Here is a 13,644-nt window from a genome sequence, read left to right as displayed (position 1 = left end):
GTTGTATCAAAGGAAGGAGTCGCAAAAGCAGCGACGGGAAGGCGTTAACCTTCCCGTCGCTGAAACGTTGGCTGTAGATTGCTTGCTACCGGGCGGCGCGCCCGTACACCTCGATCGCCGAAGCAAGCAGCTCGGATGCGAACAAAGACACGTCGTAGCCTTCGGAAATGGCGGCTACGGCAGCGCCGTCCACGATGGTGCCCACCATACGCGGCGGCATGTCGATCTGCGCGTGCGAGAGAATGCGACCAATAGCGGCGTCCAACGAAACGCGGCCCTTCTGGTACGCTTCGGTAACCACCTCGGATTCGGCAGCGGCGATCAGCTGAGCGTAGTGAGCCGAAGGAACAACGCTGTCATCCGGCAAGCACGCGCGAATCAGCAGGTCAACCACATGCTTGCGGCACTCTTCGACCTCCATGCCCTCCGCCGCCGACGCAGCCTTCTCCGCACGCTCCGCCCAAAGCTGTATGTTGTAACGGCCCGCCTCATGAAGAAGCTGTGTCACGGAATCAAAGTAGTAGCCCACCGAGGACGATGCGGCCCCTGCCCATTTCGCCACCTTGCGGTACGTGACCGCCTTCGGTCCCTGCTCGCGCAAAAGCGCCGCGGCCGCAAGAACCAACGATGTGCGCGTGATTTGCGCCTTCAACGATTTAGGCGTTTGCGTTGTCTCGCTCATAGGCCCTCCATCACCTCGGCGGCACGCCTTCGCGCCGCCTTGTGCACGGACGCCGTTCGAGCCAGCAAGCTCGAACGGCGCCGCTTCTTTCATGCCTTGTTGTGCAGCAAGCACAACCCTTAAAACAGCAGCTCAAAGAGCCTATACGTCGGCCAGATCCTTGCCCGTGTGCTCGTGCGACAGAATCATTGCAACAAGCGCCAGGCAGGACACGCCCACCATGTACCACGCCGGAGCCAGGTTGGATCCGGTGGCGGCGATCAGCGCCGTAGAGATAAACGAAGCCGATCCGCCGAAGATCGCATTGGCCATATTGAAGGACAGCGCGAAACCGGTGTAGCGCACAGCCGTGGGGAACGTCTCGGTCAGATAGCTGGACAGCGTACCGTCGTTGATGGTCAGCGCCAAGCAGAGCACCAGCTCAACAGCCAAAACGATGAAGAAGTCGGCCGTGTTGAGCAGCATGAACGCCGGCACCGTCAAAACGATGAACGACACGCACGCAATGATCAGCATCTTCTTGCGGCCGAACTTGTCGGACAAATGACCGCTTCCGAAAATGAACGCCACGTACACGATCAAGCTGATAGTAGTGATCAGCGACGACTGGCTCGGATCCATGCCCACGGCCGTCTCCAGATACACGGGCAGGTACGTAAGCACCACGTAGAAGCCCACTGCGTTCAGCACGCAGGCGCCGAAGGAGATGAAAAGCTCCTTGGAGTGATGGCGGAACAGGTCGCGAATGGGATGGTTCGAGTCGTCGGTTTTGTCGATGGCCTTCTGCATCTCCTGATACGTCGGAGAATCCTCAAGCTTGGTACGAATGTAGTGCGCAATCAAGCCAAGCGGACCGGCCAGCAAAAACGGAATGCGCCAGCCCCAATCGTTCACGGCCTCGGTAGGAAGCACCGAGTACATGATGGTGGCGAACGTCGAGCCGACCAGCAAGCCGACCGCCGTCGACGCCGGTACGAGCGAGCAGTACACGCCGCGCTTGTCCTTCGGCGCATACTCGGCCAAAAACGTTGCAGCACCTGCGTATTCGCCAGAAGCCGAGAAGCCCTGAACCATGCGGAGCAACAGCAGCATGATAGGAGCCGCCAAGCCGATGGTCAGGTAGCCGGGCAGCAAGCCAATGCAGAACGTGGCGCCCGTCATCAAGAAGATCGAGGTGGACAGCGCCCACTTGCGACCCTTCTTGTCGCCCATGCTGCCCCAGAAGATAGCGCCGATCGGGCGCAGAAGGAACGACAGTGCGAACACGGCAAACGTTTGCATAAGCGCAAGTGCCGGGTCGTCGTTCGGGAAGAACACGTTTGCGATCACAATCGCGAAGTACGAGTACGTAGCGTAATCGAACCATTCGATGAAGTTGCCAAGAAAGGACGATACGGCTACCTTTTTAAGCGTGCCTTGTGTGTCAGAATTAGCTTTCATGGTAATCCCCTAAGAAATGAACGGCCACGTCAGAAAGAAACGCAGACCGCCGGCGTATAAGTTGCTCCATTGAAGCCCCCTAACAGTCGGGAAAACGCCTTTACTGAGGTTATAATACCCCAAGTGCCTCCGCTTCAATGCAAGTCGTTACTTAACGTATCGCGAATTGGGAGCGAGGGGCACCGATGCCAGCCCCATTTCGGCATCGGGAAAAGGGGGACCCGCTTATTGCAGCATAAGCGGGTCCTTTGCACAAATAGACTATCAGTACTCGTCAAGCAGATCCGCTTGCGCCTTGCTGGCGCGGAAGATAAAGGACTTCTTGGCCTTCTGGCCGCCCTGGGCCAGCTTGGCCAGGATGACCCTCTTCAGGCGCGGGTAGTCGCGCATGCCGTACCAGGCGAACGCCGTGCCGCCCGTGTACGCTTCCACGATGCTGTGGACGGGCAGGCTCGCGTCGCGCTTGGCGTCGAGCGCCAGGTACTCCTGGATCTCGTCGGCGCACAGGTCGCGGATGACCTCGGCGCTGATCTCCAGGTCGTGGGCCAGCTGGTTGAGCTGGTAGTCCACCTCGGCGGCGTCGGCATGCGGGAAGTACGTCACGTCGTAGGTCACCGCGGACAGGCCGGAGGCCTTCGCGAACCCGAGCAGATCGGCAAGCGACATCATCTGCACGTGGTCCTCGGTGCGCTCGGCGATGTCGAGCTCGGCGGCGAATCCCTGGAAGCCGTTGCCCTCGAACGCGGCGCGCAGCTCCTCTTCAGTCAGCGGAGCTTCGAACTCCATCTCGGTGGCGATGTGAGTCAGGTTGCTCGTGATCTTCATAAACCACACCTTCCTTTCCGGTTATGGGTTACCGCTTGATAGCGGAAAGGCATGCACCCGGAAATCGGGTGCATGCCGCCAAACCTACTGCAGGTGCTCCTTGGCTTCTTCCTCGTCCAAGCGAGCGGCAAGATTCTCGCGAATCTCTTCCTCTTTCCTCTGCTTGCGAGCGGTGAGCATGCCCTTGATGGAGGGGATAGCGCCGCCGCCGATGATGAGGATACCGCCAAGAATCGTGTTGATGGTCAAGGCTTCGCCGAACACAACCAGGCCCACGAAGATGGCCACGGGAACTTCCCAGTACGCGATGGTGCCGTAGTCAGCAGCCGGCAGGTTGCGGCCAGCCACCAACAGGAAGCCCAGAGCCAGAGGACCGCAGATGACCCAAAGAAGCAGGGCGCCGATCCAGTTGAATGCGGTGAAGTGAATGTTGAGAGCCCAGTTCTCCATGCCGGGGTTTGCACCCAGGGCGTTCAGCACAACGGTGATGGCGCCGGCACCGAGCACGGCGAAGATGAAGTTCCACACGCCACGAGCCGTGGTGTCGGCATCCTTGCGGTAGCCGTTGAAGAACATCGAAGCGCCATAGAAGAAGCCGGAAGCCAAACCGAATGCGTCGCCGAGGCCCTTCTGCGGGAACTCAGGCGTGGACGGAACCAGGTTGAAGTCTACGAAGAAGCCGGACTCGTTGAAACCCATCAGGTTGTTGCCGAACAACATACCGATGAACACTGCCACCAGGCATACCCACTGCAATGCAGACATGGGTTCCTTGCGGAAGATGCGAGCGAGCACTACGCAGACGACAGGGCCGATGTAGATGAACAGAACGGCGTTCGAGATGGTGGTCAGCAGCGTGGACGTTACGTAGCACGCCAGCGACATGCCGATCATCAAACCGCCCAGCGCGATTGCCGGGGTCAGCTTGAGCTTCTTGAACGTCTCAACCTTGCCCGTAGCGAACATGATGACGACGAAGAACAGCACGCCCATGCTCATGCGGCCCACGGCCATCAAAGCGCCGATGGAGTCACCGGCGTTCAGGCCCATCGCTCCGTCGAACATGTCCGTACGAGTTGCCCAGCGGCTGAACAGGGGCACCAAGCCCATGCCCGTCGCCGAGATCAGCATGGCAATGGTGCCAAGGCCGATCTTCATCTCGTAGCCGGTCGAGCCGTCATCGGCCGTTGCGGTCTTGATTTCCTTGTTAGCGTTGTCTGCCATTGGTCCTCCTTAAACCAGTAGCAACAAAATAATCCCCTCTACCCCTCCGCAACTCGTGCCATGCGAGACCGAATTAGGGATGCGACAGCCCTATTCGACCTTATATGGCCGAATCACACATGCGGTAGTTGTAGGTTGGAACCAAAAAGGGGACCTGACTCTTATTCGGAACCAGATCCCCTTTCTGTTGTACGAGACTACTCTTGCTTCAGCAAGGGTTGGTCAGGTTAAGCGACTAGTCGTTCCACATCTCCGGACGGACCAGGGTCGGGTCGGCGACGCGGTTCGGGAAGTAGTCGAGGCACTCGCCCTCGCGGTAGACGTCCGCCGTGGAGCAGTGCAGGCCGCCGCCGAAGGCGTAGGCGCCGCGCAGGTCGACGGGGATGACGTTCATGCCGAGCTTGTCCATCTCCTCCTGCTGGTAGACCTCGGAGGCCTCCACGATGACCGTCTTGGGGTCGAGGACCAGGCAGTTCATGGACAGCCACACGGAGCTGTAGCAGAACTCGGGCGGCTCGGAGTGCGCCGGCTGGGCGGCGTCGACGATCTGCCAGTCGTTGGCCTCGAAGATCGCGCGCTGCTCCTCGGGCAGCTTGCGCTGCGGGTTGTTGATGATCAGGCCCGGGCGCAGCGGCACGAAGGTCGCGTCGATGTGGATCGGGTACGGGTCGCCGGGGAAGTTCACGGCGTGCACGCGGTACTCGGGGTAGTAGCGCTGGAACCAGTCCATGGCCGTGCGGTTGGTGGTCAGGCCGTGCTGGATGAACAGGTCCTTGCCCATGCGCATGACGTCGGCGGCGTCCCACATCGGCTCGACTTCCGTCGTGACGAAGTCCTTGTTGGCGGTGCGCACCAGGCGCTCCTCCAGGCTGATCTTCTCATCGTAGTAGTTGTGCTTGTAGGACTTGTCCGTCAAGCGGGGACGGGGGGCCTGGGTCCACAGGAAGTCCGGGTCCTCGTCGAAGTACTGCTTCATCAGCGGCCAGTAGGCCAGGTACTCGAAGTAGCGGCAGCGGAAGGAGTTGGCGGAGGCCATGATCTCGTTGCCGATGGTGAGCAGGATGTCGCGGGGCGGCATGCAGGTCATCATGGAGTCGTTGCGGAAGTCGGGCGTGCCGATGGCCTGGTTCCACTGCAGGGGCGTCGGGCGGTCGACGACCACGCCGCGCTCCTCGAGCGCCTTCACGAGGTTCTCGAGGCAGGCGTTGCCGACCTCGACCGTGCGCAGCGGGCGAAGGCCCCACATGCCGCGCATCTCGGAGTCGACGGGCACCTTCTCGGAGGTCGCGGGCTCCTCGGGCGGGATGACCGAGTTGTCGCAGAGGCCGACGATCACGCGCTTCAACGGATCCCAGTCGTTCCAAGAATTGACTATCTTCGCCATGACAGTCTCCTTTCTCCGGCAGCGCATCCTGCGTTGCCTAAAATGGGTGGCACACTATTGTGTACTGCAGCTCAGCCGGCAAAAGTGCCGCGGCTGCAGGAGAACTTTGGAGACAGATGGTTCATGAAAGCTCCTCGGAATCCTACCGTGGCATGTTTGCCAGATTTGCCGATGAGCAAGTTATACCATCTTTTTTGTTCACCTGCAACATGAAATTTACGAATAGTTTTAACCATTTTGAAATCATTATTGTTCAACTGCACAATAATTGAGAACGCGCTATTTCGGGCCATTATGCAATTTTTGCCCCCATATTGGATATTTCCCGATTATATTCAGAAGCGCTCGTATAAAACGTGAAAAAATTGAAGGGGCATGCACAACGATGCGGCTCTAAAACGCCCTGCAAACCGTCCCTGCATGCACAATATCGAAGCAAAAAAATTTATTGCCAACTTTAAGCAGGGTGCAAGAAAAAGCACAGAGTTGAGCACCTTGCCAAAACGAATCGGTTTTGGGCGCGCGGCCGAGCAGCATGCCGCACGGCGCAGCGCACCGCAAAATCCTCGAACAAGGGCGCGTCCCACCGCAAGCACCGGGACGCGCCCTTGCCCGCTAGTAATATCGGTAATAAGCGGCGCAGCTGCCTTCGCTTGAAACCATGCATGGACCCACAGGGTTTTCGGGCGTGCATACCGTGCGAAACAGCGGGCACTCGTCAGGCGCCATGATGCCGCGCAGCACGTCGCCGCAACGACAGCCCTTCGGATCCTGCGTAGGCTCCACGGACGGCGCAAAGCGTCTTACGGCATCGAACCGAGCGAACCGCTCGCGAATGCGGTACCCCGATCCAGGTATCTCCCCCAACCCGCGCCACGTAGCGGGACAGGTCTCGAACACCTCGTCGATGGCCGCCAGCGCAACGGGGTTGCCCTGCGGCATGACGCCGCGCGCATACGCTATCTCGATGTCTGCGCGACCCTCGTGAAGCTGACACATGATCATGGCGATGCCTTGCAGCACGTCAACGGGTTCGAACCCAGTGATGACTCCCGGAATGCCGTACTTCTCAGCCAGGAAGCGGTACGGCTCCACGCCGATGATGGTGCTTACGTGGCCAGGCAGGATAAGCGCGTCCACCGAAAGGCGCGGATCGTTGATGATGGCCTCCAGCGCGCCCGGCATGTTCTTGTGCGCGGCGAACACGCTGAAGTTCTTCAGGTCCAGCGCGGCGGCTCGCTTGATGGCCATGGCCACCAAGGGCGTCGTGGTCTCAAAGCCCACTCCCACGAACACGATCTGGCGCTCGGGCTGCTGCTGCGCCAAGGCAATGGCATCGAGCGGCGAGTACACGATCTGCACGGAACGTCCCGACGCCTGCTCTTTAAGCAGGCTCGACGTTGAGCCTGGCACGCGCGTCATGTCGCCGAAGGTGGCAATGGTGACGTTCGGGACGCGCGTGAGCGCGATCACCGTGTCGATATCCTTGTTCGAGGTCACGCACACCGGGCAACCGGGACCCGATGCCAACCGCACGCTTTCGGGCATGAGGTTCCGAATGCCGTTGCGCGCGATAGCCACCGTGTGGGTTCCGCACACCTCCATGAGCGTAGCGCCCTGGACAGGCGCTAGCTTGCCTATGGAGTCGATCAAACCGCGCGCCAGTTTCGGATCCTTGAACGCTGCCAGCTCTTGTTCAAGATTGGCCATGGCTCCCCCTAGGCAGGAATCTCGTCGCCGGCAAGATCGGGAAACTCCCTGATCAGATCAATGGTTTCCTGAGCAAAGTCGGGGTCGACCACCTCGATGGAAAACCCTGCATGCACCAGCACGAAATCACCGACGGCCGCCTGCGGCGTCAAGTCAAGGGATATGTCGCGCGTCACGCCCAAGATGTCGACCGTTGCCAGACGATCGTCTTTGAGCTCGATCACTTTCGCGGGTATTGCCAAGCACATGGTCATGCCTTCTTTCTTATATATGCGAGCGCTACGCTTGCCCGCCCTCGTCGTTCGAGGCCCATGCTACCACAGCCTGGCCGAAGGAAACGCAGCCGTCGTTGGGCGGCAGATCGCGGTTGACGGCAACCGTGAAGCCGGCCGCCTCCAAGGAAGCGAGCGCGCGTTCAACCAGGTAGCGATTCATGAACACGCCACCGGAAAGGGCCACCACGTCGATGCCGTACAGCCCGCGAACCAGTTCCGCCGCCGCAACGACAGCCTGGGCGAACGCGTCATGGAAGCGACGGGCGATCAGGGAAACGGGCACGCCGGCGGCCTTGTCGTCAAGCAGTGCTTCGAAAGCAGGGGCCGCGTCGAACAGGACGACCGACGTGTCCTGCGCCGTGCTGCTCTCGGTTGCCGTGTTCTTAATCACCGCGATAGCGTAGCGATCGCCCGCATCGGAATCGGACGCCTTGCCGTTCGCATCGGGCGAAGCCGGGGCGGCAAGAGCGCCTTCCAGCAAGATAGCCGGTTCGCCTTCGTAGCGCGACTCCGCGCACACCCCCAAAAGGGCGCTCGCCGCGTCGAACAAGCGGCCGACCGACGAGGTCATGGGCGTGTTTATCCCTTGCTCGATCATCTGGTCGCACAAAGCGGCCTGCGGCCCCAGCGCCGCAAGAACGTCCGCCGCCGCAGGATGCTCCAGCAGGTCGAATGCCCACAGCACGCCGTACGCCATGCGCAGCGGGTGCTTCACCGCGGCCGCACCGCCCGGCATGGGCACGTACGCGAAGTTCGCGAACCGCTCGAACGCCGACGCATTGGCCAGGAGCACTTCGCCGCCCCAGATAGCCCCGTCAACGCCATAGCCCGTGCCGTCGAAGGCGATTCCGCACGCGGGACCGAACAGCCCGTGCTCTCCCAACACCGACGCAACGTGCGCGTGATGATGCTGCACCTCGACCAGCGGAACCTGGCGCGCGGCGCTTTCCTCGTGCGCCCACTTCGACGTCAGGTATTCGGGATGCAGATCGCACGCCAAGCGCTGCGGGGAAATCTCGAACAGCTGCTGGTAGCGATCCTTCGCCGCCAGCCACGCATCGTAGGTTTCGGCGTTTTCCATGTCGCCGATATGCTGCGACACGAACGCTTCGGCGTCGCGCGTCAGGGTGAAGGTGTTCTTCTGCTCGGGACCCACCGCCAGGATAGACAGCGCTTCTCGTTTGCCCTGCCGGCTGGCAGCCGCAGGGCTTGCCGCAGCCTGGTCTTCCTCCGGCTTAGGACAAGCCAGCGAAAGCGGCAACGGCGCATACCCGCGAGCACGGCGGATGAACTGCACTGCATCGCCCGCACCACCAGCGCTGATGACGCGCACAACCGAATCGTCGTAGCGGGTGCGGATGGCGCGATCGTGCCCCAAGAACGCGTCCGCAATGCCGAACAGCTTGCCGTACGCGTCTTCGTCGTCGATGACGATGGGTTCGTCGTGCACGTTACCCGACGTCATTACCAGCAGGGGAACAAGGCCCCGTCCCTGGTCTTTCGAGCTGCCTGCATGGGCGAAATCGTGCAGGAGCAGGTGCTGGACGGGGGTGTAGGGCAGCATCACGCCCAGCTCGGAGAGACCGTCGGCAAGGCCGGGCGCCACCTGCGCGTCGGCGCGCTTGCGCAGCAAGACGATGGGTCGAGACGTCGATGCGAGCACGCCCGCCTCGGCTTCGTTCACCTCGCATACGGCGCGCGCCGCCTTGACGTCGGCCGCCATGACCGCAAGTGCCTTGCCTTCGCGATGCTTGCGCGTGCGCAGCAGCGCAACCGCGTCCGCGTTGTTGGCGTCGCACACCAAGTGAAACCCGCCCAGGCCCTTCACGGCGATGATCTTGCCTGCCAGCAGCAGCTCGACGGCGCGCGCGAAAATCGCATCGCTCTGCTCGCGCGTCGCCCCCCACAGCGCCTCGGTTAACGGAGCGTCGACGGCCCCGCCCTCGTGCTCGCGCCAGCTGATATGCGGACCGCACTCGAAGCACGCATCGGGCTGCGCATGGAAACGACGGTCAAGCGGGTCGGCGTATTCCGACGAACAGCGCGCGCACATGGGGAAATCCTTCATGGACGTGCTCTTGCGATCGTAGGGCAGCTTCTCGATGATAGTGAAGCGCGGCCCGCAGTTCGTGCAGTTTATAAAAGGATAGCGATAGCGGCGGTCGTTCGGGTTGAACAGCTCGCGCGCGCAATCGTCGCACGTTGCGAGATCGGGCGAGACAAGCGTGGTTCGCTCGACTTCGCCCGCATCGGAAAACCGAATGTCGAACGACTCGAAGTCTTCCAGCGGAACTTCCTTGAGCTCGATCTCGTTCACCTGCGACGCCGCCGGCGGGTTCTCCGACAGCTCTATCACGAACTCGTCAAGCAGCTTCGAATCTCCTTCGGCATGGATGAACACGCCGTCGGTAGCGTTCAAAACCCATCCGTTGATCAGGTATTTTTTAGCCAAACGATAGACGAAGGGGCGGAAGCCCACCCCTTGTACGATACCTTTGACTTGTATGTTGAGCGCTTCTTTCATGAATACGCCTCCCAAAGATTATCGCGCGTCAAGTTCCTCCAGAATGCTCGTGACCACCTCGGCCAGCGCTCGCAGGGTCACGCCCGAGTTGTCGGGCAAGTGCAGGTGCACTACGCGCCGACCGCGCTCGGCCAGCGTGAGCAGGTCGCCCGAAGCCTGCGCTTTCGCCAGCGATCCCAGGCTTTCGGCCTCCTGCTTGAGCGGGATGTCCTTCAGCTCGTCTGCCGACAGGATCAAGAACACGCCGCAGTTCGGACCGCCCTTGTGAAGCTGACCCGTGGAATGCAAGTAACGAGGTCCCACTTCCAAGCACGATACCACGCCGCGCTTGTCGGCTACGCCATGACGAATGGTCTCGAGCGCTTCGCGCCGACCTTCGCCGGTAAACGGCAAGAACGCGTTGAGCGCGAAGAAATCGCCCGGCTGGATGCTGCTCAGCAGCGCGCGCAAGGCACCGCGAATGTCGGTGCAGTCTTTGAAGCAGGGCGCCAAGCGCACCTCGGCTTCGCCCATGAGCACGTCCCCGATGAAGTCCTGAACGAAATCGGGCTCAGGCTGGCCGTCCCGCAGAATGTCGAGCACGACCGCCTTAGCCGACGCAACGTCGGGCTGATCGAAGGGGCACACGCGCATCAGGTAGCCGCACATGGCGATAGCGCATTCCCACATCACGAAATGCTCGGCCAGCTCCTCGACGGAGTCGATCCGATAGTTCTGGCGAGGGATAGCGGGGTCGATGTAGGACAGGCTCATCTCGAAGTTGCGGCGCTCGTCCCACAAGTCCGTCTTCGTCAGGTACGTGATGACGCTGCGATCGCCCGGATCCTTCTTGAGCAGCAGCGTGTCAACCTCGATGTTCGGCAGGATGCCCTGGCCTTCCTTGCCCAGGCTCTCGGCCACCAGCTGCTCGATCCACAAGCCCAGCACGCGGCCGCGCTTCTGCGTCAAGAACGAGAACTTGTTGCGACCCTGCAGGTAGTTGTCGTACAGGAACGCCGCAAGCACGATGGCCGGGTTGTCGATGGCGTCTTCGCTGCACTGATGCTCGGCTTCGACCGCGTGCCGCATAAACTCCTGAAGATCGATGCCCACAAGCGCTGCGGGAAGCAGGCCGAACACCGACAGCGCCGAGAAGCGCCCGCCCACCGTAGGTTCGCCGGAGAACACCGCAGCCCAGCCCTCTTCGCGCGCCTGGCGCTCAAGCTGGGAGCCGGGATCGGTGATGGCAACCAAATGCTGCACCAGCTCTTCCTCGCCGATGCGGTCGGCTACCGCATCGCGCACGGCGCGCAGAGCCAGACGCGGCTCGATGGTGCCGCCGCTTTTCGACGAGATGATGAACAGCGTGGTGTGCGGGTCGGCTTCGGCGAGCATCGCCCGCACGCGCACCGGGGAATCGGAGTCGAGCGTGCGGAACGTGACCGCAGACGAGTCCGGCTTGTTGTACTTGGTAATGGTCATGGGAGCCTGCGTGGAGCCGCCTTGCCCAATGAGCACGACCGTTTCGAGGCCCTGCGCGATGATCGAGTCGGCGAACGACTGGATCTCGGACAGAGGACAAGGCGGATTGCTTGCAAGATCCGTCCATCCCATATAGTTCTCGGCGCATGCGCGCGCTTCTTCGGAAAAGCCGTACAGAGTAGCATCCTTCGCGTGCAGCCTGCTGGCTACGCACTCTTTCACGAGTATCTTTGCGGAAGGATACAGTTTTTCCATGTCACCGGACAGCATGATACCTTCTTTCACGTAAGTCTTTTCATTCTAGCAAACGCAGGAGGTCAGCGCGTATAAGAGGAGATTTCTTGTGGTGGACTTGTGAACGATCGTCTAGTTCTTTTGTATCAATTTTATTGATTTTTATTTTTAATTAATATAAAGTATCGTTTAAGAAACGGGCGTTGCGCCCGTTCAAAACAAGAGGGAGGAAGCACCATGTCCGAGATCACCAGACGAGATCTTTTGAAGGGCGCCGCTGTGGGAGCAGCATCGGTTTCGACGTTGGGGCTGCTTGCGGCATGCGCCAACGAAAGCCAGCCCGCCAGCACGGATCAGCCCGCCGCCTCGACCGATCCCGCAGCCGCGCAGTACACGGCCGAGGTGCTGGACCCCACCTCGATCCCCGAGGCGAGCACTGCCAGCAACTTCAACATCGTGCCCGACAGCAAGACCACGGTGGGGACCACCTATGAGAACCTGCTCTCCGCCATCGAGGGCGAAACGGGTGCCACCACGAAGTACGAGGCGTACGCCAAGGTTGCCAAAGATGAAGGGTTCGATACGCTCGCGCGCCTGTTCCAGTGCACGGCCGATGCCGAGAAAATCCATATCGAGCTGGAATACAACCTGGCAAAGGAACTGGATCCCAGTACGGAAAAGCCCCAGCCGCCCACCGTCGAGGGCCACAAGAGCGACGTCAACCTGATCTCCGGAGCGAACGGCGAAATCTACGAGACTTCGGACATGTACCCCTCGTTCATCAAGAAAGCCCAGGAAGAGGGCAACAACAAGGCCGTGCAGGTGTTCACGCGCGCCAAGCTGGCGGAAGCCTACCACGCGAAGCTGTACATGGACGCCTACACCACCATCGACACGCCGTTCGATGGAAGCTATTACCTGTGTCCCATCTGCGGCTACATCCACAAGGGCGAGAACTTCACCGCCTGCCCCATCTGCTTGGCGCCGAAGAGCTCGTTCACGGCGTACTAAGCCGCCGTCGGGCATGCCCGAAACGCTTGCCCGCTACCAAATGAAAACGCGCCCCCGCCGGACGCGCTACCGAAAAAGCGGACCCGATAGTGTCGGGTCCCGCTTGCTAAATGCAGATAAAAGTCCTGCGCCAAGACGGGCGCGAGGGCGGCGTTACAGGCCGAGCGCCTTCTTGAGCGCCGAAACGCGGCGACGGGATACGGGGATCTTCTCCTCCACGGCGTTCAGCGTAAGCAGCAGCGTTCCACCAGACACGGACTCGATTTCCTCGACCATGGACAGGTTCACCAGATAGCCGCGATGCACGCGGAAGAACCCGTGCCCGTCCAGGCGCTTCTCCAGTTGAGCCAAGCTGACGGTCGAGAAATAGCGATCCGTGTCGGTTTGCAGATACGCATAGTCGTCGCGAGCCATAACGAAGCGGATCTTGTCGATGCCGATAAGGATCTTCTTGCCGCCCTTCTCCACCGGAATACGCTCCGATTTCTGGGCCTGCAAATGCAGGGACACATGCTCGCGAACACGCGAGATAGCCTGCGACAAGCGCTCGGTCTCAACCGGCTTCACCAGGTAGTCGATCGCGCTGACCTTAAACGCGTCCAGGGCGTATTCGCTGTACGCGGTCACGAACACAACAGCAGGGGGGAACTTGAGATGCTGCAAGGCCTCCGCCAGCTGCAATCCCGTAGCCTCGGGCATGTTGACATCAAGGAACATCACGTCAACGGGATACTCCTTGAGCTTTTCGATAGCCTCGCGCACGCTAGCAGCTTCGGCCACGACCTCGGTCTGCCCAAGCTCGTCCAACAGGAACTTGAGTTCAGAACGTGCGGGGGCCTCGTCGTCGACAATCATGGCTTTCAACACTAATACC

At 60.7% G+C, this 13,644-nt stretch carries 11 protein-coding genes; 1 reads left to right on the top strand and 10 read right to left on the bottom strand.

What is annotated here, in order from left to right; genetic code table 11:
* Positions 1 to 85: 85 nt before the first annotated feature.
* From ACTQZK_RS05255 to ACTQZK_RS05215, 9 genes are all read right to left on the bottom strand, one after another.
* The gene (locus ACTQZK_RS05255; RefSeq protein ID WP_441898738.1) at positions 86 to 682 is read right to left on the bottom strand and encodes a TetR/AcrR family transcriptional regulator; all 597 of its coding nucleotides are present in this window, start codon (positions 680 to 682) and stop codon (positions 86 to 88) included.
* A 141-nt stretch (positions 683 to 823) separates the two neighbouring features.
* On the bottom strand, positions 824 to 2,122 hold the full coding sequence (locus ACTQZK_RS05250) for an MFS transporter (RefSeq protein ID WP_114567324.1): 1,299 nt from the start codon (positions 2,120 to 2,122) through the stop codon (positions 824 to 826).
* A 264-nt stretch (positions 2,123 to 2,386) separates the two neighbouring features.
* Entirely contained in the window at positions 2,387 to 2,947 is a 561-nt protein-coding gene (locus tag ACTQZK_RS05245) for a hypothetical protein (protein WP_216529971.1), read from the bottom strand.
* 84 nt (positions 2,948 to 3,031) lie between these two features.
* Positions 3,032 to 4,171, bottom strand: a complete 1,140-nt coding sequence (locus tag ACTQZK_RS05240; protein ID WP_114567326.1) for a DMT family transporter — start codon at positions 4,169 to 4,171, stop codon at positions 3,032 to 3,034.
* A gap of 235 nt (positions 4,172 to 4,406) precedes the next feature.
* Positions 4,407 to 5,555: a serine/threonine protein kinase gene (locus ACTQZK_RS05235; protein ID WP_225749381.1), complete on the bottom strand. Its 1,149-nt coding sequence runs from the start codon at positions 5,553 to 5,555 to the stop codon at positions 4,407 to 4,409.
* 615 nt (positions 5,556 to 6,170) lie between these two features.
* Positions 6,171 to 7,265: a hydrogenase formation protein HypD gene (gene hypD / locus ACTQZK_RS05230; protein WP_114566441.1), complete on the bottom strand. Its 1,095-nt coding sequence runs from the start codon at positions 7,263 to 7,265 to the stop codon at positions 6,171 to 6,173.
* An 8-nt stretch (positions 7,266 to 7,273) separates the two neighbouring features.
* Entirely contained in the window at positions 7,274 to 7,513 is a 240-nt protein-coding gene (locus tag ACTQZK_RS05225) for a HypC/HybG/HupF family hydrogenase formation chaperone (protein WP_114566454.1), read from the bottom strand.
* 31 nt (positions 7,514 to 7,544) lie between these two features.
* On the bottom strand, positions 7,545 to 10,064 hold the full coding sequence (gene hypF / locus ACTQZK_RS05220) for a carbamoyltransferase HypF (protein WP_114566440.1): 2,520 nt from the start codon (positions 10,062 to 10,064) through the stop codon (positions 7,545 to 7,547).
* Positions 10,065 to 10,082: 18 nt separating this feature from the next.
* Positions 10,083 to 11,795 (bottom strand): glucose-6-phosphate isomerase, encoded by a 1,713-nt coding sequence (locus tag ACTQZK_RS05215; protein WP_114566439.1) that lies wholly within the window; start codon positions 11,793 to 11,795, stop codon positions 10,083 to 10,085.
* Between the two features lie 201 nt (positions 11,796 to 11,996).
* Between ACTQZK_RS05215 and ngr the strand changes: the two genes are divergently transcribed.
* Positions 11,997 to 12,770, top strand: coding sequence for a nigerythrin (gene ngr, locus ACTQZK_RS05210; RefSeq protein ID WP_225749718.1), 774 nt, complete (start codon positions 11,997 to 11,999; stop codon positions 12,768 to 12,770).
* 153 nt (positions 12,771 to 12,923) lie between these two features.
* Here the strand turns inward: ngr and ACTQZK_RS05205 are convergent, their stop codons facing one another.
* On the bottom strand, positions 12,924 to 13,637 hold the full coding sequence (locus ACTQZK_RS05205) for a LytR/AlgR family response regulator transcription factor (RefSeq protein ID WP_114566437.1): 714 nt from the start codon (positions 13,635 to 13,637) through the stop codon (positions 12,924 to 12,926).
* Positions 13,638 to 13,644 lie beyond the last annotated feature (7 nt).

It is taken from the genome of Paraeggerthella sp. LCP19S3_G8 (assembly GCF_052119225.1).
Classification (GTDB): Bacteria; Actinomycetota; Coriobacteriia; order Coriobacteriales; family Eggerthellaceae; genus Paraeggerthella; species Paraeggerthella hominis.
This window is presented reverse-complemented; position numbering and strand designations above follow the sequence as displayed.

Coding starts and splice junctions, on each gene's coding strand:
- hypF (WP_114566440.1), bottom strand. CDS start 10,064: ATGAAAGAAGCGCTCAACATACAAGTCAAAGGTATCGTACAAGGGGTG.
- ACTQZK_RS05215 (WP_114566439.1), bottom strand. CDS start 11,795: ATGCTGTCCGGTGACATGGAAAAACTGTATCCTTCCGCAAAGATACTC.
- ACTQZK_RS05240 (WP_114567326.1), bottom strand. CDS start 4,171: ATGGCAGACAACGCTAACAAGGAAATCAAGACCGCAACGGCCGATGAC.
- hypD (WP_114566441.1), bottom strand. CDS start 7,265: ATGGCCAATCTTGAACAAGAGCTGGCAGCGTTCAAGGATCCGAAACTG.
- ACTQZK_RS05245 (WP_216529971.1), bottom strand. CDS start 2,947: ATGAAGATCACGAGCAACCTGACTCACATCGCCACCGAGATGGAGTTC.
- ACTQZK_RS05255 (WP_441898738.1), bottom strand. CDS start 682: ATGAGCGAGACAACGCAAACGCCTAAATCGTTGAAGGCGCAAATCACG.
- ACTQZK_RS05225 (WP_114566454.1), bottom strand. CDS start 7,513: ATGTGCTTGGCAATACCCGCGAAAGTGATCGAGCTCAAAGACGATCGT.
- ngr (WP_225749718.1), top strand. CDS start 11,997: ATGTCCGAGATCACCAGACGAGATCTTTTGAAGGGCGCCGCTGTGGGA.
- ACTQZK_RS05235 (WP_225749381.1), bottom strand. CDS start 5,555: ATGGCGAAGATAGTCAATTCTTGGAACGACTGGGATCCGTTGAAGCGC.
- ACTQZK_RS05250 (WP_114567324.1), bottom strand. CDS start 2,122: ATGAAAGCTAATTCTGACACACAAGGCACGCTTAAAAAGGTAGCCGTA.